This window comes from Vibrio japonicus (assembly GCF_024582835.1).
Lineage (GTDB): Bacteria > Pseudomonadota > Gammaproteobacteria > Enterobacterales > Vibrionaceae > Vibrio > Vibrio japonicus.
Genome location: NZ_CP102096.1, coordinates 1,511,019 through 1,532,215, shown reverse-complemented (window position 1 = coordinate 1,532,215; position 21,197 = coordinate 1,511,019). Strand labels below are relative to the sequence as shown.

Here is a 21,197-nt window from a genome sequence, read left to right as displayed (position 1 = left end):
ATTTTCCTTAATTCAGGTCTGATTATTTAAGGTTCTTGAGTTCTTCGTTGAGCATTGGCAGGTCTAAGCCTTGCTCAGCGGCGCATTTCTTAGCGATGTCGTAGCCAGCGTCTGCATGTCGCATAACACCAGTACCTGGGTCATTGTGTAGTACGCGAGCAATACGTTCTGCCGCATCATCGCTACCATCACAACAGATAACCATGCCTGAGTGCTGAGAGAAGCCCATACCAACGCCACCACCATGGTGCAGCGATACCCAAGTTGCGCCGCCAGCAGTGTTTAGCAGTGCGTTAAGTAGCGGCCAGTCTGATACCGCATCCGAACCATCCATCATACCTTCCGTTTCACGGTTCGGGCTTGCAACAGAACCAGAATCTAGGTGGTCACGGCCGATAACGATAGGGGCTTTCAGTTCACCGTTTTTCACCATTTCGTTAAATGCTTCGCCAAGACGTTTACGGTCTTTCAAGCCAACCCAACAGATACGTGCAGGAAGTCCTTGGAACTGGATACGCTCGCGTGCCATATCTAACCAGTTGTGTAGATGTGGGTTATCTGGAATCAGCTCTTTAACTTTTTGGTCTGTTTTGTAAATGTCTTCTGGGTCACCAGACAGCGCAGCCCAACGGAAAGGACCAATGCCTTCACAGAAAAGTGGGCGAATGTAAGCCGGTACAAATCCTGGGAAATCAAACGCGTTTTCTACGCCTTCTTCCAGAGCCATCTGACGGATGTTATTACCATAATCAAGTGTTGCCGCGCCGCGAGATTGTAGGTCTAGCATTGCTTTGACTTGCACTGCCATTGACTCTTTCGCCGCTTTAACAACCGCCGCTTCGTCTTTCAGGCGCATTTCCGCTGCGTGCTGCATAGACCAACCTAGCGGTAGGTAGCCGTTAAGTGGATCGTGTGCAGAGGTTTGGTCGGTAACAACGTCTGGCGTAATGTTGCGTTCAACAAGTTCTGGGAACACGTCCGCTGCGTTTGCAAGTAGGCCAACAGAAACTGGTGTGTCAGATTCATAAACGATAGACAGTGCTTCATCCAGACTTGTTGCTTTTTTATCGACGTAGCCTGTACGTAGACGGTAGTCGATTCGTGACTCATCACACTCGACAGCGATCATAGAGAATCCAGCCATTGTCGCTGCAAGAGGCTGAGCGCCACCCATACCGCCAAGACCGCCAGTTAAAATCCAGCGACCTTTAGGGTTACCATCAAAGTGTTTCTTCGCGACTGAAACAAATGTTTCGTAAGTCCCCTGAACAATGCCTTGAGAACCGATATAAATCCAGCTACCTGCTGTCATCTGGCCATACATCATCAGGCCTTGCTTATCGAGTTCGTTAAAGTGTTCCCAGTTTGCCCAGTGTGGAACAAGGTTAGAGTTTGCAATCAGAACGCGAGGCGCATTTTTATGCGTAGGGAAAACCGCAACAGGCTTACCAGACTGAACCAAAAGCGTTTGGTCGTCTTCTAGGCGCTCAAGCACTTCCACAATCTTGTCATAGCATTCCCAGTTACGAGCTGCTCGGCCGATACCGCCGTAAACAACCAGAGAGTGCGGGTGTTCTGCCACATCTGGGTCTAGGTTGTTCATTAACATGCGAAGTGGGGCTTCCGTCAGCCAAGATTTCGCTCTCAAAGTGGTGCCGTGTGGAGCACGAATTGTACGAGTAGTATCGAGACGCTTATCTTCTACTTGGCGTTCCGTCATGGTAAGACTCCTTGTGTTTCACTAAATTCAGCTTGCATTGATCCGGCCAAGCCTTTTCAGACCTAGCTTCACTGCTCACTGGTTTTTATTATTTATCTGAAAATGCGTTGGCCATATCCCAACAAAGCCTTGCTGCTAACCGGGCTGTTTGACTGTCTACGTCATAAGTCGGGTTATACTCGGCAATGTCTGCGATGACTAACTTCTGTTTGTAATGCAAAATTCTGTCTAAAAAGATCGATAATGTATCCATACTTACGCCACGCGCTGCTGGAGCGCTTACGCCTGGCGCCGATGCCGCTGGGAATACGTCTAAATCGATAGTGAGGTAGATGTAGTCACAATTGTCGATAAAATGCTGTAGCTGCGTTAGGTGATAAATGTGGTTTAAATGAGAAAGATCTTTGTCTTCTACGTACCACACGTTTAGCTCATCAGCGCGCTTAAAGAGTGCTTCTGTATTGCTGGCACGACTAACTCCCAAGCAAGCGTAGTGGAACGGCCAGTTGTTTTCCTGACAGTATCGTTGTATTTGGTTGAATGGTGTGCCCGAGCTTGGCATCACCTCTGCGTTCATGCTTTCAAATGCACGTAAATCAAAGTGAGCGTCAAAATTAATGATGCCAATCTTAGGTGGTTTCGCTGGGCTAATTGACTCAAAGTAACGCGCGAGTCCTTGAAACGAAGCCCAAGCCACTTCATGACCACCGCCCAATGTGATCACAGGTGTATAGTGCAAAGCGTGCCCAATCACAGCGGCACAATCAGACTGCGCTTGCTCAAGTAAATCGTCTTCGCAGCTAATGTTGCCCAAATCAATCAGCGTCGTTTTGTTGTGCCAAGCCATGTTAGCCAAAGCGCGGCGGATAAGGTCAGGCGCTTTGCGAGCCCCAACGCGTCCTTTGTTGCGCGCTACACCAGCGTCACATGCAAAGCCAAGAATACTTACGGCATTTCGGTAGGACTCTAAATCCTGAACAGAGACTTTCTTGATGACATGATGGACGCGTTTGCCTAAGTTGCCGTCTTCTGCGTCATGTCTACCTTGCCAATGAAACTCTTGATTGGTAGTGGGTAGGATAGATTTCATTGATTCAGACATGATTTAGCTCTCCATTGACAAGACGTGCGGACAGGCGAGAGATACCTTGTTGATAACTAAAATCAGCAGGATGTGTTATATCCCAAATGGCAAGGTCGGCATCAAAACCAGATTGAATTTGCCCCCTGCTTTCGCCATAGCCCAATGCTTTTGCCGCGTTGCATGTTACTCCGCGTAACGTTTCTTCTGGAGTCAAACCAAACAACGTACAGCCCATGTTCATCATCATAGTCAAATCTGCGAAAGGTGATGTGCCAGGATTCAAATCTGTCGCGATTGCCATAGGAACGTTGTGTTTACGTAGTAACTCAATCGGCGGCAATTGGGTTTCGCGAAGGAAGTAAAACGCACCTGGAAGTAACGTGGCGACCGTGCCGGATTTTGCCATAGCGATAACGCCGTGCTCATCCAAAAATTCAATGTGATCCGCAGATAGGCCAGAGTAACGTGCGGTTAGTTCAGTACCACCCAAATTTGATAACTGTTCTGTATGGCCTTTGACCGTCAAGCCATGTTGCTGCGCGGCGCGGAAAACTTTCTCAGTTTGAGCTAGGTTGAAACCAATTGATTCACAAAAAACATCAACGCTGGTGGCAAGCTGCTCTTCAGCGACAAGCGGGATGATTTCTTGGCAAACATAATCAATGTAGTCATCTGCTCTGCCTGCATACTCTGGAGGGAGTGCATGTGCGGCAAGTAAGGTTGTTGATACACGAATTTTTCGGTGATCTTCTAGCGCTTTTGCTGCGCGGAGCATTTTTACTTCGTCATTAAGCGTGAGACCATAACCGGATTTTACTTCTACGGTCGTAACACCAGTGCGAATCAGACCGTCCAAACGGGGAAGTGCTAACTCAATAAGTTGTTCTTCACTTGCTTCACGCGTTGCTCGTACCGTAGATAGAATACCGCCACCTTGATTCGCGATCTCCTGATAAGGGACGCCATTCAATCTCATTTCGAACTCATTGGCGCGGTTTCCGGCGTAAATCAGATGAGTGTGGCAATCGATAAACCCCGGTGTGACGAGTTGGTTCTTGCAGTCGTATACATTTGTATCGACAGGAACATCACCAGAGATCTTAACAATCTTCCCTTCATGGATTTGAATATGAGTGGGTTCAGATACCTGATAGCCCTCACCACCGCTGGTCATCGATACGATGCGCGCGTTTGTCAGCACCAAATCAATGTCTTGGTTGGAAGGTTTTAGGGTGTTGTTCGGGTCACTCATTCTGTCTAAATCCACAAAGGTTTAAATGTATATACAAATATTGGTTTAGGTTAGTCAAATGTGCAAGCGTGATGTTGCAAAAATGTGATCAGCTGTGAAGTGTGAAGCTCTAAGTCAGAGCAAAATCTTAGAGCTTAATTTGTATTTAGTGCCAGGATGGTAGAGTAATGCGGAACTCACCAGCTTATCTTGACTCCATGTTCTACGGTTTAGCAGTAAGCAGGGTTCATTTGCGTTGAGCTCTAGGGAAGAACGAATATGAGCATCTGCAATAATGGCCTCGACAGTATGTTCAATGGCACTCAACGGGCAGTTCTGGGATAGGTATTGGTTTGGCGTAATCTGAGTGAAATCTTGCTCTAGGTAATTCGGAGCATAAGCGGAATTGACCCATCGCAACTCAAGTTGAATCGGTGACTTGTCTTCAAAGTGGATGATTTCACTATAGAAAACAGGTGTGTTGAGCATCACCCCGAGTTTCGTTGCAATACGCTCATCGGCTGGCAGAGCAAGTTGTTTCACCACTTTGCTCGAGTAGTTCTTACCTCGTTGGGATACTTCTTCGGCAATGTTGCGGATATCAAGAAGAGGGGACTCGGCCTTTTCTTCAGGCGCACATACAAACGTGCCTAACCGTGGCTTTCGCTGTAGTTTGCCTTCTGAAACCAAATCGCGAATTGCTTTGTTGACCGTCATTCTACTCACATTAAACTGCTTGGTTAGCTCCAGTTCTGTTGTGATCTGTTGACCTACCGGCCACTGGCCAGATTCAATTTTTTTGTTAATGAACTGTTTTATTTGCAGATATAAAGGGGAGTTACTCATCGCTTTCAACTAAAAAATACATTTGACTATACAAATGGTTATACATTTACTCCCATTTTTCAAGTACGGGTAACATAGATAACCCGAATATGAGAGTCCGCCACATTTCAACGAGCGAAATAGAGAAATGGCTTGCTATCTCGTGTTGAGCGCGTTAAATGATGAGTGCTAATAACCTAGTCACAAGGAAACAAAATGTTTGGTAAGTTAAAGGCTTCTTTAGGAATTGGTGCTGCGAAGGTGGATACTGTATTAGAAAGTATGTCACTGTTTCAAGGTGAGACTCTTAAAGGGATTGTTCATATTCAAGGTGGCGATGTAGCGCAACAGATTGATGCGATCAACTTGAAACTCTGCACAGAGATGAAGGTAGAAAACGACAACGGTGTGAGCTATCAAAACTTTGTTATTGGAAAGTTACAAGCCGTTCAACCATTCACTATCCAGCCTAATGAGAATAAACAAGTACCGTTTGAAATAAAGCTGGATGATGAAACGCCAATTACCGCACTTAAAGCGCTAAAAAACCTGTGCCATGTTTGGATAGAAACGTCTCTGGATATTGAGTTCGCTATTGATCCAAAAGACCGAGACTTTATTGAAGTTAAGCCTCTGCCTGTTGCGGCTAAAGTGATCGCAGCAATAGAGAATGCTGGCTTTTCTATGGTTAAAGCCGATGTAGAAAAAGGTTATCTTCGTGGTGGCAATTTCTCATCGAAATCTGGTTGTTATCAGGAAATTGAATTTCGCAACAATGGTTTTGTAAACAAGAAAGAAATCGAACTTTCATTCATCCTTGAAGGTGGGGTAATGCATTGTTTGGCGGAAGTTGATCGCGCGATGAGCATGCGTGGTGACCAATACGTTTCTTTCACGCTTCCGTTAGGCGCGAGTGACTCTGAAATCAGCAACGCAGCGAATCGCGTGCTATCTGTGTAGTTTAAACTCGGTTTGGAATAATTAGCTATTAATGAGCGCCACTTAGATCCTGTGGCGCTTTTTTGTGTTTGGAAGCCAAAGAATTAAGCGGCACTCAAGTGCGTGGTTAAGTAAGGCTGCCAGGCTTTTTGATACAATGCTTTAGATTGGTTGCGCATTTGCTGAATTTGGGCGACTTCAAACTCAGACATCTCTCTGCTTTGCGAAGCTGCTCGTCTTTCAATGGTTTGGATCTTTTCATAAAAATCGTGCTCTGCGCCATTTTTGACATCTGCAATGGCTTTTAAATGTATCTGAACTTCAGCAACGAGCTTCGTTTTAGGAAGTTGGACGAGGAGGTTAAGATCTCGGTACCCCGATGCTTTAGGGCTTTTGAAGCGATTTTTTACGTTCACTATGGTGGTCTCTCGACTAAGTACTTCGTATACCGTCATCAGGCTTTCAATGTCGTTGGCAACAATTGTTGCTCTGGCTAAGTCAGTGATTCGTTCAGGCTGACCGTTTAACTTGTGGGTAATTTTTTCTCTTGCGCGGTCTGCAGATTTTATACCTGCAAAGTAGGCATTGGTTGAAGTGAGAAGCGCGGTACTTTGGCATAGCGTCTCTAGTTCAGCCTGCGCTTGGTGTGCTTTAGTGTAGAGAATATCGAAGTCAGAATAGGGTTGAATTGGAGTCGCGGAAGTGGATTTTATTCCGTATAAGCCACTTAAGTTGTGCTTAAACGCTTGAGAACTGACTTCATTTTGATTGGAGGAACGGCTTTGCTCACTACCTGGTGCAGTTGGAATCGCGGCAAAAGCCGGTGCACGGCTGAGCATCAATAGCATGAGTGCCGTTGTTCTTAGGAATACGCTCATTCACTCTCCTTAGATTCGCAGTGACTTAGAAAAGGTGTCGAAAAAGGTTTCAACTAAGTCCTACTTATCTTTACTAGATAGTGGGGGCTAAATGTCAGATTCCAATTTGATTTTCCCCATACTTTTCAAATCTTGGATCAAGCTCCCAATCAACGAATATCGTATTTCGTGAATCCTTATTTGGCGTATGTTCATGAGTATAGCGAGCCAATCTGAACCCGTTATGAATAGCGAGTTAAGGTATATCGTTGAGGTGAAAATAGTTGGTTATGGCCGTGGGATACCAATAAGCGCCGCTTTCGTATAGTCTATGGCATATTAAAGTTAGACCTGAGAATAGTATGAGAGATCCAGAATTTTGGCACGGAAAGTGGGCAAGCAATCAGATTGGTTTTCACCTTGAGGATGTGAACCCTCTGCTCATCGAGTATTGGAAAGAAACCAATCCTAGCTACGAAGACAAAGTGCTTGTTCCGCTTTGCGGGAAATCTGAAGACTTAATTTGGCTAGCCACCAAACACGAAGAGGTGCAAGGCGTAGAGCTGAGTAAAATTGCTGTACGAGCCTTCTTTGCTGAGCATTTTTATACGCCAATGGTGACATCGATTAATGGGCAACATGAACTCTATCAGTTTGATGAGCTATCGATTTATGCGGGTGATTTCTTTACCGCGCCAGTTCAGTCCGCCGATATTATTTATGATCGCGCTGCTTTGGTTGCGTTGCCTGAAGTGATGCGTGAGGAATATGCATTTCGCATTAAGTCGTTGCTGAAACCGGGAGGCCGAATTCTTTTGGTCACGCTGGATTATATTCAGGAAGAGATGTCTGGTCCTCCATTTGCTGTTACAGAGCAGGAAGTGAATCGTCTGTTTGGTGAGTTTAAAATCACTAGGCTGAATCGAGATGAAGCGGATGAACAACATCCGAAAATAGCCAAAAAAGGATTATCGCGATTCGCTGAAGAAGTGTATCTCATTGAATCATAATCCGCTGACGATGAAAAAGGCTTGGAATGACCAAGCCTTTTTTGTGCGGCAGTTTGGCGATCAGTAGAGCACTTTTACTTTTCCAGCGCTATTGACTGCGTCAGCTACTGCTTGTTCGATGGATTCACGGCGAGTAATGGCAACGCCAAGTCGGCGGCGACCGTCGATATCCGGCTTACCAAACAAACGTAACTGAGTCTGCGGCTGCGCCAATGCCAGTTCCATCCCTTCAAAACGAATATCTTCTGACGTCCCTTGACCAAGAATCACAGCAGAAGCGGCTGGGCCGTATTGAGTAATTCCAGATATTGGCAAGCCAGTAAATGCGCGGACATGCAGCGCGAATTCAGAGCTATCTTGCGACATCAGAGTGACTAAACCAGTATCGTGCGGGCGAGGGGATACTTCGTTGAAGATAACAGTATCGCCTTTTACGAACAGTTCCACACCAAAGATACCGTAACCGCCTAGTGCGTTAACCACTTTACCTGCTGCATCCTGAGCCGCTTGTAGTGCCGCATCTGACATTACTTGTGGCTGCCAAGACTCACGGTAGTCACCATCTTCTTGACGATGCCCAATCGGCGCACAGAAATGAATGCCGTCAACAGCTCGAACCGTTAGCAGCGTAATTTCGTAGTCAAAGTCGATAAAGCCTTCTACGATAACGCGACCTGCGCCAGTTCTGCCGCCTTCTTGCGCATAATTCCATGCTTTTTCGACATCATCTGCAGTTTTAATGACGCTTTGGCCTTTGCCTGAAGAACTCATGACAGGCTTACAAACGCAAGGGATGCCTACTTCTTCGATTGCAGAGGTAAAGTCAGCGTAGTTGTCTGCAAAGCGGTAAGGTGAGGTAGTAAGTTGCAACTCTTCTGCTGCCAGTCTACGAATACCTTCACGGTTCATGGTGAGTTTGGTCGCTTTCGCTGTTGGAACAACATTTAAACCTTGTGCTTCAAGCTCAACCAGCTTGTCTGTAGCAATGGCTTCGATTTCAGGTACGACATAATCGGGTTGTTCTTTTTCGATGATTGCTTGCAGCGCGTCACCATCCAACATGTCTAATGTGTAGCTGCGGTGCGCCACTTGCATGGCAGGCGCGAAGTCATATCTATCACACGCGATGACTTCTAAGCCAAGGCGTTGACATTCTATAGCCACTTCTTTACCCAATTCACCAGAGCCCAGAAGCAGAACACGTGTTGCATTTTTACGAGTAGCCGAACCAAACATATTTTACCTTTTCATTAGCGCAGATATTGAATACGGGCCAGATCATACTGATTAAAACGGCAAAAGCAAACGTTTGCGCAAAATTAGAAATGCAAATGTGTCGCTTAGAACATCGGGATGTAAATAAGCGTATTTTTTGCAAGGGGATTGCTGATATATGAGTTGATGTTGATAAGAAAAAGTCCCGTTGTTCAACAGGACTTTTCGTAATAATCTCGCTGGTTTGAATCTTAGACGGCTAAATAAGCAAGTGGAATGTCTGGATTGATTGCTTCAAGGGTGGCCTGAGTGTCCGCAAGGTGGCTGATGCTACCGTCGGCCATTTCTGCCAGAGCAACAGTGTCTATCGCATCTAAAGACTTCCCATCCATAAGCAGTTGAATGAGTGCGACTTGCAGTGGAGGAAGGCTTGGGTTGAAGGCCGCGTTTTCTGCATACGCGCCTAAATACACTTTGCCTTGTTTGGTTTTGATGCTTACACCGCTTAAATTGTGCGTGTACGGTGCGTGGCTTTTGTTTAAGCCTTTCAGTGCATCTAAGACGAGTTGATCGGATTCTTCAGTGGTTTTGCCATGATCCACGTGTGTCATTAAACCAGACTCGATACCCAAATCAGCAGGACCAAAGGACTCCGGTAAATACTCTTGTAGCGTCATTTCATCGCGTTGCGGCAATTGAACGATCAGACTTTGTGCTGTGGTTAGCTCATTCATAAACTGGCGGCAGTGACCACAAGGGCTGAAGTTAATGGTGATATCTGAAATGCCTTCTTCACCCTTCATCCATGCATGACTAATGGCGGATTGCTCTGCGTGGACCGTTTGCCCAAGTTGCGCGCCCAAAATTTCGACATTTGCACCGAAGTAAAGTCGGCCAGATAAACCACGAACAATCGCGCCTACATAAAAGTTGGATATTGGTGCGTAAGAATAGGCGGCAGCAAAAGGCAGCAGTGCTACGCGCAATTCATCATCCGGTAGACCAGAAATAGAGAGTAACTCTTTAAATTGCTCAGGAGAAAGAGTCGCGTCAAAGTCGTCGGCAAGCAAAATAGGCGATAAGTACTCTGCAAGGTTGCTTGGCGTTTCTGATAGCGCTTGTTCAATGCGGCTTCTCATGTTGGATCCTTGTGTAAACATGTAGTGATACCGTTGGCGAATCCTTGACAGTTTCTGTGAATCCACCTCGATACTGGTATTTCATTTTATGGTAAGCACAAAACAATACTGTGGCTTTGATCACATTAAATAATGCAATTAAATTTCATATTTCATAGTTAGAGTGAGCTCACACATGATATCGATTACATAATCAAATAGAGTGAGCTACGCCGAATAACGTAATTCGTCTAACGGCGATAGCCACTTGTTTTGTGTCTTTAAGCGGATAACCAAACAGCAAAAGCAAAGAATGATGGTGCCAAGATAGAGGTAATAACACCACATAAAACGAGCGCCAACGAACTGAATGCGGCGTCTTGCCCGTCTCGCTCTGCACAAGCGGCTGTACCGAGTGCATGGGACACCGTCCCCATCGTTAATCCTTTCGCGATTGGGTGAGTAATATTCAGTAGATTGTAGATAGGGTAAGCGACAATCGCGCCAAACAAACCCACAGTTAGAACCAAAATGGCTGCGATGGCTGGCTCACCACCAAGATGACTAGAGACTTCCATGGCGATCGGTGTTGTTACCGATTTACCTAATAAACTGGCGACCAGAGTAATGTCGGCCTGCATATAAACGGCAATAACACTGGAGGTGAGCATCGACATTGCGCTTCCCACACCGCAAGCTAAGGCAATAATACGCCAGTTGGCTCGTATCTGCGGGAACTGCTCATAAAGTGGATAGGCGAGTGCCACAACGGCGGGTTGCAACAGGTAGTTTAGCCATTGGTTTGCGGCATAGTAAGTTTCAAAAGGAACCTTTAGATAGGTTAAAAGAGGGATTAATACTAGTAGGCTGATGATGAGCGGATTCATTAGCGGAGAGTTGAACCTTTGGCATAACCAGCGGGCGGCAAGAAACACAGCAACAGTCGTTAGTAACCACATTATTTTACACCTCCTTTTAAGATTCTATCCAAAACCAGACCTAGCGCGACGAGTACCAATAAGGTGCCGCCAATCGCACTGGCTAAGATAGGGAGAGCATTAGCAAAGAGAAGATCAAAGTGATCCATTAAACCGACACTGATGGGTACAAATAAAAGCACCATATAGCGGATGAGTAGCGTCGCGCCACTTTTCACCCATTCAGATGAAACGAGTCCACTGACCATTAAAGCAAATAGAATCAGCATACCGATGATGCTTCCAGGGATTGAGGTATCTAAAAGGTGTTGTAAGTTGATGCCTGCTATGAGGCACAAGACAATGAGCCCCAAAGATACGACGTATTTAAGCAGAGTTTTAGCCATAGGTTGTTGTCGTCCAAATATTAAAAATACGTTGATTTTTCACAACGTAAGGTCCAATTGAGGGTGTTTAGAGCCTTACTCTCTTTTTGTTTATTTAATGAGTTAAGGCTCAGTAGGCTGCAGGCGTTTGATGATTAAGATACTAGCTTTTGTACGTATTGGTACACCGATTTTAAAATAGCGAGCTTCTTTTCATCACTCTCATAATCGTGAACTAAGTTTTCCAAATTAAGCATGTAATCTTCAATACGACTTTCGAAGTATTCACGGCAGTGGTTCGCCCATTTTTGTTGTTCATGTTCATCTAGTGTGAGCGGGAAATGTCGCGCACGGTAGCGGAACAAGAGTGGTGCTATTCGCTGATCATTGAATGAAATATCTAGCGCCGCCAGATTGTTTGGATCAGTTTCGCGAATAATATCCATAGACGCTTTGTCTGCTGGGGAGAAAAAGCCGTCATATAGCTGCGTATCGACATCATCGTTGCTTTCGTATTCGCGTTCGATGCTGTAGAGACCGATTAGCTTCTCTCGAATCTCTGGGTTCTGGCGCAGTATTGCTAGGTTCTTCAAGCACTGCTCACGATCGATACCGATTTTCTCGGCATTCTCAGCGGTCAGGGTTTTAGCTGGGGCAAGAATAGGGCACTTGTTTAAGTGAACCAGTTTAACAGGTACAGGCAATTCACCTTCGTCCAGATCGCTGTGCTTGGTGTATAGGCGCTCGTGGATCTGTTCCGTTGTTAAATCGAGTAGAGGTTGCGGGTTTTTCGCAAGATCGACGGTAATGACTGCATTCTTGTTGGTTGGGTGCCACGCAACAGGCACAATCCAACTGGTGTAATTGCACTCTCTTCCCAGCATGCCTGAAACATGCATTAGCGGTGTCATATTGACGATATCGATCAGTTCATTCAACTTGCGTTTATGACGCATGCTAAGGAAGTAATCGAACAGCTTAGGTTGCGCCGCTTTGATCTTCTTTGCCATCTCGATTGTTGCAATAACATCGGCCATCGCGTCGTGCGCATTTTCGTGTTCAATGCCGTTGGCAACCGAAAGGTGCTCTAGCTTAAAGCTAATGAAGCCTTCATCGTTTTCAGGCCAGTTGACTCCGTCTGGGCGCAATGCGTGGCAAGCGCGCATAACATCAAGCAAATCCCAACGAGAATTTCCGTTTTGCCAGCTCCACGCATACGGATCAATAAAGTTGCGGTAGCAGGTGTAGCGCGTGACTTCATCATCAAATCGGATGCTGTTGTAACCAAGGCTAGTGGTATTGGGTGTCGCGAGTTGCTCGTGAATTTTTGCGATAAATTCTGGCTCGGATAGACCTTTGCTGATTGCGGTTTGAGGCGTAATTCCGGTGATCAGTGCCGCTTCTGGAGACGGTAAATAATCCGAAGGTGGTTGGCAGTAGATAACAAGAGGTTCGCCGATGATGTTGAAGTCCATATCGGTGCGAACACCCGCAAACTGACACGGACGATCTTTAGCAGGGCTTACTCCCCAAGTTTCATAGTCAAAAAAGAAAAACGTGGGTTGGTGCTCTTGTAGCATTTTCTATTACCAAGTATTTGAAATTCACTCAGGTATTAGACCACTGCCGCTGCATCAAGGCAATCGACAAGGAATATTCTTCGCCCGAGTGATAAAAAAATGGCCGACATGACGTCGACCATTCCTAAGAGTGAGGCTTTTACGCTTTTTGCGTTTCTAGCTCTTCTTCCGTTGCTTTCTTGCCCATGATGCGGCTTGTGATCATACCTGCTGTCATTGAGCCTGATACGTTCAACGCCGTGCGCGCCATGTCGATAAGTGGTTCAATCGAGATAAGCAGTGCTGCGATCGTCACAGGTAAGCCCATCGCAGGGAGTACGATAAGCGCTGCGAATGTTGCGCCGCCACCTACACCAGCGATACCAAATGAGCTCACAACGATGATGGCTACAAGTGAAAGGATAAAGTTGATCTCCATTGGATCAATGCCAACCATTGGCGCAACCATGACCGCTAGCATTGCAGGGTAGATACCTGCACAACCGTTTTGGCCGATTGTCGCACCGAAAGAGGCAGATAGGTTTGCAATAGCAGGTGGAACATTCAGCTTCTCGATTTGTGCTTCAACGTTTAGTGGAATAGACGCCGCTGAGCTACGAGAGGTAAAGGCAAATGTCAGTACTGGCATAATTTTTTGGAAGAACTCTTTCGGGTTAACACCGAAGAATGCCACTAGAACGCCGTGTACAACGAACATAAGTGCAATCGCTACGTATGAAGCGACGATAAAACCAAGTAGATTCAGGATGTCACTTGCGCTTGATGTTGCTACAACTTTTGCCATCAGCGCTGCAATACCATACGGCGTCAGTGCCATGATCATTTTAACCAGGCGCATCACGATAGACTGAGCAGCTTCTACAAATGTGCGAATCGGACTCTCTAGTTCTTCTTTCTCAGCCATTACTTTACGAGCAGCAATACCGGTTAGAACACCAAAGATAACAACAGCAATAATCGAAGTTGAACGAGCGCCTGTTAGATCTGCAAATGGGTTCGTTGGAATAAAGCTCACCAGCATTTGTGGGATTGTTAGGTCGCTAACGGTACCTGCGCGGCTTTCTAGTACCGCGATACGTGCCGTTTCACGCGCACCTTCGGTTAGTCCCTCTGCGGTTAGACCAAACATTTGGGTAACAAAAATAGCGACAATAGCTGAGATTGCAGTCGTGATAAGTAAGATCGAAATGGTCAGTGCTGAAATCTTGCCAAGTGAACCGCCTTTTTCCAGTTTCACAACCGCTGCGATCATAGAAACAAGAACTAATGGCATGATAACCATTTTTAGTAGGCCAACGTATCCGCGACCAACAACGTTCACCCATTCTAGAGTTTCGTTAATAACTGGGCTGCCTTCACCGAAGATAAGCTGAAGAGCGAAACCAAAAGCACTACCTAGCACTAGACCAAAGAGTACTAAGCGAGATAACGTATTCTCTTTTCGTTGTTGCCCGAACAGCAAGAAGAGAATGCCTGCGAATACCGCTAACGATACAACAGCAGCGACTGACATGTGGGAGTCCTTAAAATAAATAGGCGCATTAAGGGAATAATGCTGAATAGAATTGAATTCGGTAACTGAAGATAATGATTACTGATAGAACTATGAAGTGATTAAAAGTAATTTCTTATTCCTAAAAGTTATCAATGGCCTCTGTCGGTTAAATAGTGCTCGAATGGTATTTTTTGTGTTCTATTTATTGATATTTTTTCAGCAGAGCACGCATGTTGATGCTGTTGAGTATAACGACGCGTTGCTTACCGTTTTGAAATAGACTGTATTGCATCGCTTTGGCGACGTCCGAAGCGTGGATAGGGATAAAATTGGCCAGTGAGCCTATCATTAAAGGCTTTAAGACACTAAGTACTGACTGTACCATTTGCTCATCCGAACGAGGATTGTCTCTGATCCCAACAAGAGGACCGGGGCGTACAAAAACGAGTTTATCAAATCCCATTTGTTCGAGCGCGAGTTCCATTTTACCTTTACAGCGTAGGTAATGAGAAGGAGAGTGGGCTGATGCTCCCAAACTGGATACGACACATAACTTCTTAACCCCAATGACCTTCATTTGCTGGGCAACTCGACTGACTAGCTCGAAATCGACCTTCTCAAGAGCCTGATTACTTCCTGCTTGTTTTTTGGTTGTACCGAGAGAAATGAACCCATATTCGGGCGTCAGTGCCTCTTCATCCCAGTGTTTAATTTCTAGCTTCGCATCTTTAATGACTTGCAATTTAGTGTGATTGAAAGGGAGATCTTGACGGCTGAGCGCGTATATAAGCTCAATAGGCGCTTCATCGAGCATCTGTTTAATCAGTTCGTTACCAATGAGGCCCGAACCACCAGCGGTAATAACGACAAGACTTCCCTTGTTAGTCACTATAAATATCCAATGATTGTTACATGTTTGAGGTTAGGTAAGAGATAAAGGTACACGCTTTTGTGTTTTTTGACTTGGTTTTTGTTGTTTTTTCTTTCTAGCTTGTTGCTTTTTCTTCATAGGTTGTTGGTTAGCGAACATAGCAACCCTCCTTCACTACGACTTAGCGCTATCGTTAGAATGATGTGTTTCAGATTCAATTTAAAAGAGCCCCTCCTTATCAGTGAGTTAAAATAAAAAAAGGTGTTCAATAATAAGGATAGGCTGAGCACGGGAAAAATTTCACATTTCTCTTTTTTGTCTCAAATTCAAGTAAGACTCGACAATTCCACTATTGCTGATTGGAATAAAGCAGGTGTTAACCCTCTGATTTCAAGATAGACTTAGCCAACGGATTTATCGTCAGAAAAAGGATTTGCAATGAATATCGACCTCAGCACACTCGCGCCTACGCAAATTTATCACCTCATGACTCAGACCATTATTCCACGCCCCATAGCATGGGTGCTGACTGATTCGGGTGAGCAGAACTACAATTTAGCCCCGTTTTCTTACTTTACTGCGGTATCGAGCAACCCTCCTTTGATGATGATATCAGTGGGTAAGAAGCCGTCGGGAGAGGTGAAAGATACAACACGCAATGTACTAGAAACGGGTCAGATGGTTATCCACATCGCGAATGAAGCGTTGGCTGACGTGGTCACACAGAGTGCCGCGACATTGGAACACGGAGAATCTGAAGTTCTGGCGTCTGGTATCGAACTGGTTGATTTTGACGGCTTTGATCTGCCCCGTATTAAAGATTGCCCGATTGCGTTCGGTTGTAAGCTGTTTGAAGTGCAAGAAATCGGCGAGACACCTCAGACGCTCATTTTTGCTCAGATTGAAGAACTGTACATCGATCCTTCAGTGATTGGTGAACGCTCCGATCGTGTGGTTGTTGACGCATTAAAAGTGAACCCTTTGGCACGCTTGGGCGGAAGCCAATTTGCGGTGTTAGAAAAAACCTTTTCAGTGGCAAGGCCTAAGTAATGACCATGTTAAGTCAATCCTATTCAGACGCGATCTGGCATCGTATCAATCAAAAAACCAAACCTCTGGGCGCACTTGGGCAACTTGAAAATATCGCCCATCAACTGGCGCTGATTCAAAGCAATCAGCAGGGAAAGTTGGTCTCTCAAATTACCCTAAATCAGCCTACAGTGATTGTGTTTGCTGGTGACCACGGTATTGCCGATGAGGGTGTCAGCATTGCACCAAGTGCTGTGACGCAACAAATGGTGCTGAATTTTCTTGCTGGAGGCGCGGCGGTTAACTGCTTTTGCCGCAGTCACAATGTGGCTATCAAAGTCGTTGACTGCGGAATACTCATCCCTGTGCAACATGACAGCGATGATTTTATTGTCCAACGTCTTGGTGAGCGTACCCACAACCTAGCGAAACAAGCCGCAATGACTCATGAGCAAGTGGAAGAAGGCATCGCACTTGGAAGAAAGATCGCCAAGCAGGTGATGGATTCTGGCTGTAACTTGTTAATGTTCGGGGAAATGGGCATCGGTAACACGTCAAGCGCGTCGGCGATTCTGGCGGCTATCACAGATCGACCAGTCGAACAATGTGTTGGACGAGGAACGGGCATTAGCGATGAGCAATTCGAGCTCAAAACACGCTTGGTTGCACAGGGTGTATCGCGATGCAACTCGAACGACGTATTGCAGGTACTGGCTGAAGTGGGTGGATTCGAAATTGTGCAGATGGTGGGCGCATACCTTGAATCTGCCGATTGTCAAACGCCCGTCTTGGTGGATGGCTTTATCTCGACCGCAGCCGCATTCGTCGCTACGAAAATCAATCCAACATGTCGTGACTATCTCATCTTTGCTCACCAATCGCACGAGTCCGGGCACAAGTACATGCTGGAAGAAATGAATGCAGAGCCATTGCTGGATCTCTCGCTCAGACTGGGCGAAGGGACTGGCGCAGTGCTCGCGGTACCGTTGATCCAAGCCGCGGCAGAGTTTTACAACACAATGGCGAGTTTTGAACAAGCTGGGGTTAAGGTGTAATGCCGGCCAAGGTTAAGTATCAATTCGAGCTGTTTTGGCTCGCATTGGGGTTCTTCTCTCGTATACCAATTCCCGCCAATACGCCTTATTCAGAACAACGAATGAATCAAGCAGGGCGCTATTTCGCTTTGGTGGGGCTGGTTCTCGGTGCCATATGTGCACTGGCGTACCGGACGCTGGGTATGGCGTTCAGTACAGATGTGGCGGTTTTTCTAACCATGTGCTTTAGCCTGATGTTGACGGGAGCGTTCCATGAAGACGGCCTGACGGACATGGCTGATGGTATCGGCGGGGGCATGACGGTAGAAAAGCGCCTCGCCATAATGAAAGACAGCCGTATCGGGACGTATGGCGCAAGTGCGTTGGTTATGGCCTTACTCGGCAAGTTTTTATTTTTGTCCGAGCTAGCACAGCTTACCCATTTAGCGGGTGCGCTCATTGCGGCTTACGTACTTAGCCGAGGCGTGGCGGCATCGCTCATCTACGACATGCCGTATGTCTCAGAGGCCGATACAAGCAAGAGCAAACCATTAGCCAATAAGCAATCCAAATTAGAGCTCTCTGTCTTAATGGGTACAAGCCTTATCCCCGGACTTTGGTTAGATACGGGCTTAATGCTATTTCTGATCATTGTTGCGATAGGCTTTCGTTTTGTGTTCCGCCGTTGGTTAACCCTAAGGTTAGGGGGATTTACGGGAGATTGTCTTGGAGCCGCTCAGCAACTGATGGAGCTATTGAGCTATCTAGTGATGCTTATTTGGTTTGGAGTATAGAAATTATGCCAGTACATCTGATTTTAGGTGGCGCGCGTTCAGGCAAGTCCAGTTTTGCAGAATCCGTGGTAACAGAGCTCAGTGAACAACGTCCTCGCCACTATGTTGCGACCGCCCAAGCATGCGATGAAGAAATGCAAAGTCGAATTCAGCATCATCAGCAAAGGCGAGACGATCGTTGGACAGAGCACGAATGCCCTACACAATTGCCTGCTCTTATTTCCCGATTTACCGAAAACGATGTTGTGCTGGTGGATTGTCTTACACTCTGGATGAACAACATTATTTTTAATCATGGCGAGACGGCTTCTGAGTCCGAGATTCAATCGCAAGTTACGGAATTAGTCTCTGCGTTGCAACGCTCACCTGCTGCGGTGGTACTTGTCTCTAACGAAGTGGGCTTAGGTATTGTCCCTATGGGAGAAGTGACAAGATTGTTTGTCGACCACGCCGGATGGATGAACCAAGCCATTGCGAAAGTGGCGCAACAGGTCACATTTGTCGCGGCTGGCTTGCCTATGCAGTTAAAAAATGTAGTTAAAGAATGCGATTAAACAATGAAGTTAACGCGTGCGGTTGAAGGGGTTGCATGACTAAAACAGTGAATATCTATTTGTTGCGGCACGGGAAAACAGTCGGTGAGCCTGCACTCTATGGCCGAACAGATATTGTGGTGGACGATAAGGTTCAATGCCAAATATGTACGCAACTGCTGGAAAAAGATTGGGCGATACAAAAGGTCGTCAGCTCGCCATTAAAAAGATGTCGACACTTAGCGGAGAGGTTGGTTGAAGCTCGCCCTGAACTGACGCTTGAGATTTGCGAAGACATTAAAGAAATGGACTTTGGTGATCTCGATGGAATGCCTTTTGACACCATCGGACACCGTTGGCAGGAATTAGAACAATTCTGGCAAGATCCGGCATCAAACACATTGCCAAACGCGGAAAGTTTGAAGTTATTTAACTCAAGAGTATCAGTATATTGGGAGCAATTTGTAGATAGCGTCGCAGAAGATACATTGATTATTTGTCATGGTGGTACGATTAGAATGATATTAGCGACACTATTACATTTAGATTGGCGAAGCAGTGAACTCTATTCGGTGTTACAAATAAATCACCAATCTATCAGTCACATTCAGATCATTAAAGCAGATACGACCTATAAGCGGGTTTGCTCTGTGTCAGCTCCGCTTAGTTAAGTCGTCCAGCAAGGAACACAAACGATGACCACACCAAAATGGGACCTCACGATCGCTTACCAAAGTTTAGGCGACAGCAAAATCGGTCAAGATATCGAACTCATCCAACAGTGCATTGACACACTGAATCTTCACGCGGAATCAAGAACCTCTGTTTCCGTGATGCAAAATGCGATTCAAACTCGCGAAGCGGCTGGAAAACTGCTTGCTACGATCAACACATTCGCTATGTGCTACGCATCTGTCGATGCCAGCAATGGCGAAGCGAAAAGCTTAGTGGGTCGACTCGCGAAGTTAAGCTCAGAACTGAGTCAGGCCTTTACGCCTTATCAAGATGCGTTAGTCTCTGAGCCAGAAGCCTTTATCCAACAAGTGCTTGAGCATGAAAGTGAAGACATCTCTGGTCAATCTTTCCAAATCCATTCTGAAAGAAAGTTGGCAGATACCAAACTCAGCATTGCAGAAGAACAACTGCTTTCCGCACTGGAAGTGGATGGAAAAGATGCATGGGGTAGGTTGTATGACAACATCACGGGCTCAATGCAGGTAACGTTGGAAAATGAGGCAAAAACCAAGGTCGGATTGTCTCAAGCGGCTAGCACCTTGTATGGCACGGATTTCGAAGCCCAAAAACCCGCTTGGTTGGGAATTCAGAATGCGATGCGACAGAATCAAGAGTCATTCTCAGCGATTCTCAATGCCTTGTCTGGATGGAGGTTAACGGAATATCAAAAGCGTTCAAAAGTACGTGATGTTCACTTTTTAGAGCCGAGTCTACACGACAGTCGTATCGAACTTGAGACGCTCGAAGCCATGATTGGTACGGCGAAAGCTAACCGTCACGTTGGTCAAAAAGCCGGGAAGTTGATGGCTCGCGTTCACGGTTTGGAGCAAATGAAACCATGGAACCATTTGGCGGGTATGCCAAGCCTGACTGATGCGGAACCAAAGGTTTACGAATTTGACGAAGCGATCAATATCATCCATTCAGCCTTCTCTAGCGTTGATACAGAGATGGCAGAATTCGTGACGTTGATGGTGGAAAATGGCTGGATTGATGCGGAACCAACTGAAAACCGTCGTTTAGGCGCATACTGCACAAAATTGGCTGCGACGAGAACACCACTGGTATTTATGACATGGGGTGGCAGTCGCTCTGACTTGCTGACTTTAGCCCATGAAATTGGTCACGCGTTCCATAACTGGGTTATGCGCGATATGCCATTGTGTAAAACTCGCTACCCAATGACATTGGCAGAAACGGCTTCTATCTTCGCGGAAAATATCGTCCGGGACTACTTGCTTGAGCAGGTTGAAACGCGTGAAGAGAAGCTGGAAATGTTGTGGGAAGAGCTATCGAGCTGTTACGCGTTGATGGTCAACATCCCTGTCCGTTACGAATTTGAAAAATCCTTCTATGAAAAACGTGCTGAAGGCGAGCTTGAGGCTTCTCAGCTGTGTGAACTAATGAGTGAGACTTGGAAAGAGTGGTACGGGGATTCGATGTCTGAACCCGATCCGTATTTCTGGGCGAGCAAGCTTCATTTCTCGATTTCTCAAGTGAGTTTCTACAACTACCCATACCTGTTTGGCTACTTATTCAGTATCGGTGTGTATGCACAACGTGAAAGTAAAGGTCCGCAATTTTATCAAGATTACGTTAATTTACTTCGCGATACAGGCTCTATGATGGCTGAAGACGTAGTACAAAAACATCTTGGTATGGATTTGTCTGGTCACGCGTTCTGGCAACAGAGCATTGATCGTGTGGCAAGCAAAATTGACGAGTTTGAATCTTTACTAGATCAACGATAGTAATTCAATGTTTGTGGTATTATTGCGTAGCCGGGTCTGTTCACCCGGCTATTTTGCATTCGCGAGTAAATCA

At 46.0% G+C, this 21,197-nt stretch carries 20 protein-coding genes; 8 read left to right on the top strand and 12 right to left on the bottom strand.

What is annotated here, in order from left to right:
• Positions 1-22 precede the first annotated feature (22 nt).
• The 4 genes from hutU to hutC form a co-directional block, all read right to left on the bottom strand.
• The gene (hutU, locus tag NP165_RS07265) at positions 23-1,720 is read right to left on the bottom strand and encodes a urocanate hydratase (RefSeq protein ID WP_257083315.1); all 1,698 of its coding nucleotides are present in this window, start codon (positions 1,718-1,720) and stop codon (positions 23-25) included.
• 88 nt (positions 1,721-1,808) lie between these two features.
• Positions 1,809-2,822: a formimidoylglutamase gene (gene hutG, locus NP165_RS07260; protein ID WP_257083314.1), complete on the bottom strand. Its 1,014-nt coding sequence runs from the start codon at positions 2,820-2,822 to the stop codon at positions 1,809-1,811.
• Positions 2,815-4,056, bottom strand: a complete 1,242-nt coding sequence (gene hutI / locus NP165_RS07255; protein WP_257083313.1) for an imidazolonepropionase — start codon at positions 4,054-4,056, stop codon at positions 2,815-2,817. The genes hutG and hutI overlap by 8 nt, the downstream gene beginning before the upstream one ends.
• 114 nt (positions 4,057-4,170) lie before the next feature.
• Positions 4,171-4,881: a histidine utilization transcriptional repressor HutC gene (hutC, locus tag NP165_RS07250; protein WP_257083312.1), complete on the bottom strand. Its 711-nt coding sequence runs from the start codon at positions 4,879-4,881 to the stop codon at positions 4,171-4,173.
• A 195-nt stretch (positions 4,882-5,076) separates the two neighbouring features.
• Between hutC and NP165_RS07245 the strand changes: the two genes are divergently transcribed.
• Positions 5,077-5,820, top strand: coding sequence for a sporulation protein (locus tag NP165_RS07245; RefSeq protein WP_257083311.1), 744 nt, complete (start codon positions 5,077-5,079; stop codon positions 5,818-5,820).
• 83 nt (positions 5,821-5,903) lie between these two features.
• Here the strand turns inward: NP165_RS07245 and NP165_RS07240 are convergent, their stop codons facing one another.
• The gene (locus NP165_RS07240) at positions 5,904-6,677 is read right to left on the bottom strand and encodes a RelA/SpoT domain-containing protein (RefSeq protein WP_257083310.1); all 774 of its coding nucleotides are present in this window, start codon (positions 6,675-6,677) and stop codon (positions 5,904-5,906) included.
• A 341-nt stretch (positions 6,678-7,018) separates the two neighbouring features.
• On the opposite strand from NP165_RS07240, the gene NP165_RS07235 reads away from it, so the two are divergent.
• A complete protein-coding gene (locus NP165_RS07235) occupies positions 7,019-7,666 on the top strand; it encodes a thiopurine S-methyltransferase (RefSeq protein WP_257083309.1) in 648 nt (215 codons plus the stop codon).
• A 60-nt stretch (positions 7,667-7,726) separates the two neighbouring features.
• Here NP165_RS07235 and purT read toward each other — a convergent pair whose 3' ends face one another.
• The 7 genes from purT to NP165_RS07200 form a co-directional block, all read right to left on the bottom strand.
• Positions 7,727-8,902, bottom strand: coding sequence for a formate-dependent phosphoribosylglycinamide formyltransferase (gene purT, locus NP165_RS07230; protein ID WP_257083308.1), 1,176 nt, complete (start codon positions 8,900-8,902; stop codon positions 7,727-7,729).
• 230 nt (positions 8,903-9,132) lie between these two features.
• Positions 9,133-10,020, bottom strand: coding sequence for a cytidine deaminase (cdd, locus tag NP165_RS07225; RefSeq protein ID WP_257083307.1), 888 nt, complete (start codon positions 10,018-10,020; stop codon positions 9,133-9,135).
• A 260-nt stretch (positions 10,021-10,280) separates the two neighbouring features.
• Positions 10,281-10,958 carry an LrgB family protein gene (locus NP165_RS07220; RefSeq protein WP_257083306.1) on the bottom strand — a complete coding sequence of 226 codons (678 nt, stop codon included), beginning with the start codon at positions 10,956-10,958 and terminating at the stop codon, positions 10,281-10,283.
• Entirely contained in the window at positions 10,958-11,323 is a 366-nt protein-coding gene (locus tag NP165_RS07215) for a CidA/LrgA family protein (RefSeq protein WP_257083305.1), read from the bottom strand. The genes NP165_RS07220 and NP165_RS07215 overlap by 1 nt, the downstream gene beginning before the upstream one ends.
• Before the next feature lie 134 nt (positions 11,324-11,457).
• Positions 11,458-12,882, bottom strand: a complete 1,425-nt coding sequence (gene sbcB, locus NP165_RS07210; RefSeq protein WP_257083304.1) for an exodeoxyribonuclease I — start codon at positions 12,880-12,882, stop codon at positions 11,458-11,460.
• A gap of 139 nt (positions 12,883-13,021) precedes the next feature.
• Positions 13,022-14,395 carry an L-cystine transporter gene (locus tag NP165_RS07205; RefSeq protein ID WP_257083303.1) on the bottom strand — a complete coding sequence of 458 codons (1,374 nt, stop codon included), beginning with the start codon at positions 14,393-14,395 and terminating at the stop codon, positions 13,022-13,024.
• A 184-nt stretch (positions 14,396-14,579) separates the two neighbouring features.
• Positions 14,580-15,266, bottom strand: coding sequence for an NAD(P)H-binding protein (locus NP165_RS07200; protein WP_371133664.1), 687 nt, complete (start codon positions 15,264-15,266; stop codon positions 14,580-14,582).
• A 420-nt stretch (positions 15,267-15,686) separates the two neighbouring features.
• On the opposite strand from NP165_RS07200, the gene NP165_RS07195 reads away from it, so the two are divergent.
• Genes NP165_RS07195 through NP165_RS07170 form a run of 6 tightly spaced genes read left to right on the top strand, consistent with a single transcriptional unit; the run spans position 15,687 to position 21,124 of the window.
• Entirely contained in the window at positions 15,687-16,298 is a 612-nt protein-coding gene (locus tag NP165_RS07195) for a flavin reductase family protein (RefSeq protein ID WP_257083302.1), read from the top strand.
• 5 nt (positions 16,299-16,303) lie between these two features.
• On the top strand, positions 16,304-17,332 hold the full coding sequence (gene cobT / locus NP165_RS07190; protein ID WP_257085560.1) for a nicotinate-nucleotide--dimethylbenzimidazole phosphoribosyltransferase: 1,029 nt from the start codon (positions 16,304-16,306) through the stop codon (positions 17,330-17,332).
• Entirely contained in the window at positions 17,332-18,105 is a 774-nt protein-coding gene (locus tag NP165_RS07185; RefSeq protein ID WP_257083301.1) for an adenosylcobinamide-GDP ribazoletransferase, read from the top strand. The genes cobT and NP165_RS07185 overlap by 1 nt, the downstream gene beginning before the upstream one ends.
• 5 nt (positions 18,106-18,110) lie before the next feature.
• Positions 18,111-18,659 carry a bifunctional adenosylcobinamide kinase/adenosylcobinamide-phosphate guanylyltransferase gene (gene cobU / locus NP165_RS07180; RefSeq protein WP_257083300.1) on the top strand — a complete coding sequence of 183 codons (549 nt, stop codon included), beginning with the start codon at positions 18,111-18,113 and terminating at the stop codon, positions 18,657-18,659.
• Between the two features lie 35 nt (positions 18,660-18,694).
• Complete coding sequence (locus tag NP165_RS07175; RefSeq protein WP_257083299.1) at positions 18,695-19,309, top strand: histidine phosphatase family protein; 615 nt, start codon at positions 18,695-18,697, stop codon at positions 19,307-19,309.
• 24 nt (positions 19,310-19,333) lie between these two features.
• Complete coding sequence (locus NP165_RS07170; RefSeq protein ID WP_257083298.1) at positions 19,334-21,124, top strand: M3 family oligoendopeptidase; 1,791 nt, start codon at positions 19,334-19,336, stop codon at positions 21,122-21,124.
• The last annotated feature ends 73 nt before the right edge of the window (positions 21,125-21,197 follow it).

Excerpts from the sequence above, each read along its gene's own strand:
- hutU (WP_257083315.1), bottom strand. The coding sequence starts at position 1,720 with ATGACGGAACGCCAAGTAGAAGATAAGCGTCTCGATACTACTCGTACA.
- cobU (WP_257083300.1), top strand. The coding sequence starts at position 18,111 with ATGCCAGTACATCTGATTTTAGGTGGCGCGCGTTCAGGCAAGTCCAGT.
- cobT (WP_257085560.1), top strand. The coding sequence starts at position 16,304 with ATGTTAAGTCAATCCTATTCAGACGCGATCTGGCATCGTATCAATCAA.
- NP165_RS07220 (WP_257083306.1), bottom strand. The coding sequence starts at position 10,958 with ATGTGGTTACTAACGACTGTTGCTGTGTTTCTTGCCGCCCGCTGGTTA.
- hutC (WP_257083312.1), bottom strand. The coding sequence starts at position 4,881 with ATGAGTAACTCCCCTTTATATCTGCAAATAAAACAGTTCATTAACAAA.
- purT (WP_257083308.1), bottom strand. The coding sequence starts at position 8,902 with ATGTTTGGTTCGGCTACTCGTAAAAATGCAACACGTGTTCTGCTTCTG.
- NP165_RS07240 (WP_257083310.1), bottom strand. The coding sequence starts at position 6,677 with ATGAGCGTATTCCTAAGAACAACGGCACTCATGCTATTGATGCTCAGC.
- NP165_RS07175 (WP_257083299.1), top strand. The coding sequence starts at position 18,695 with ATGACTAAAACAGTGAATATCTATTTGTTGCGGCACGGGAAAACAGTC.
- NP165_RS07235 (WP_257083309.1), top strand. The coding sequence starts at position 7,019 with ATGAGAGATCCAGAATTTTGGCACGGAAAGTGGGCAAGCAATCAGATT.
- sbcB (WP_257083304.1), bottom strand. The coding sequence starts at position 12,882 with ATGCTACAAGAGCACCAACCCACGTTTTTCTTTTTTGACTATGAAACT.
- NP165_RS07205 (WP_257083303.1), bottom strand. The coding sequence starts at position 14,395 with ATGTCAGTCGCTGCTGTTGTATCGTTAGCGGTATTCGCAGGCATTCTC.
- NP165_RS07170 (WP_257083298.1), top strand. The coding sequence starts at position 19,334 with ATGACCACACCAAAATGGGACCTCACGATCGCTTACCAAAGTTTAGGC.
- hutI (WP_257083313.1), bottom strand. The coding sequence starts at position 4,056 with ATGAGTGACCCGAACAACACCCTAAAACCTTCCAACCAAGACATTGAT.
- NP165_RS07185 (WP_257083301.1), top strand. The coding sequence starts at position 17,332 with ATGCCGGCCAAGGTTAAGTATCAATTCGAGCTGTTTTGGCTCGCATTG.
- cdd (WP_257083307.1), bottom strand. The coding sequence starts at position 10,020 with ATGAGAAGCCGCATTGAACAAGCGCTATCAGAAACGCCAAGCAACCTT.
- NP165_RS07215 (WP_257083305.1), bottom strand. The coding sequence starts at position 11,323 with ATGGCTAAAACTCTGCTTAAATACGTCGTATCTTTGGGGCTCATTGTC.
- NP165_RS07195 (WP_257083302.1), top strand. The coding sequence starts at position 15,687 with ATGAATATCGACCTCAGCACACTCGCGCCTACGCAAATTTATCACCTC.
- NP165_RS07245 (WP_257083311.1), top strand. The coding sequence starts at position 5,077 with ATGTTTGGTAAGTTAAAGGCTTCTTTAGGAATTGGTGCTGCGAAGGTG.
- hutG (WP_257083314.1), bottom strand. The coding sequence starts at position 2,822 with ATGTCTGAATCAATGAAATCTATCCTACCCACTACCAATCAAGAGTTT.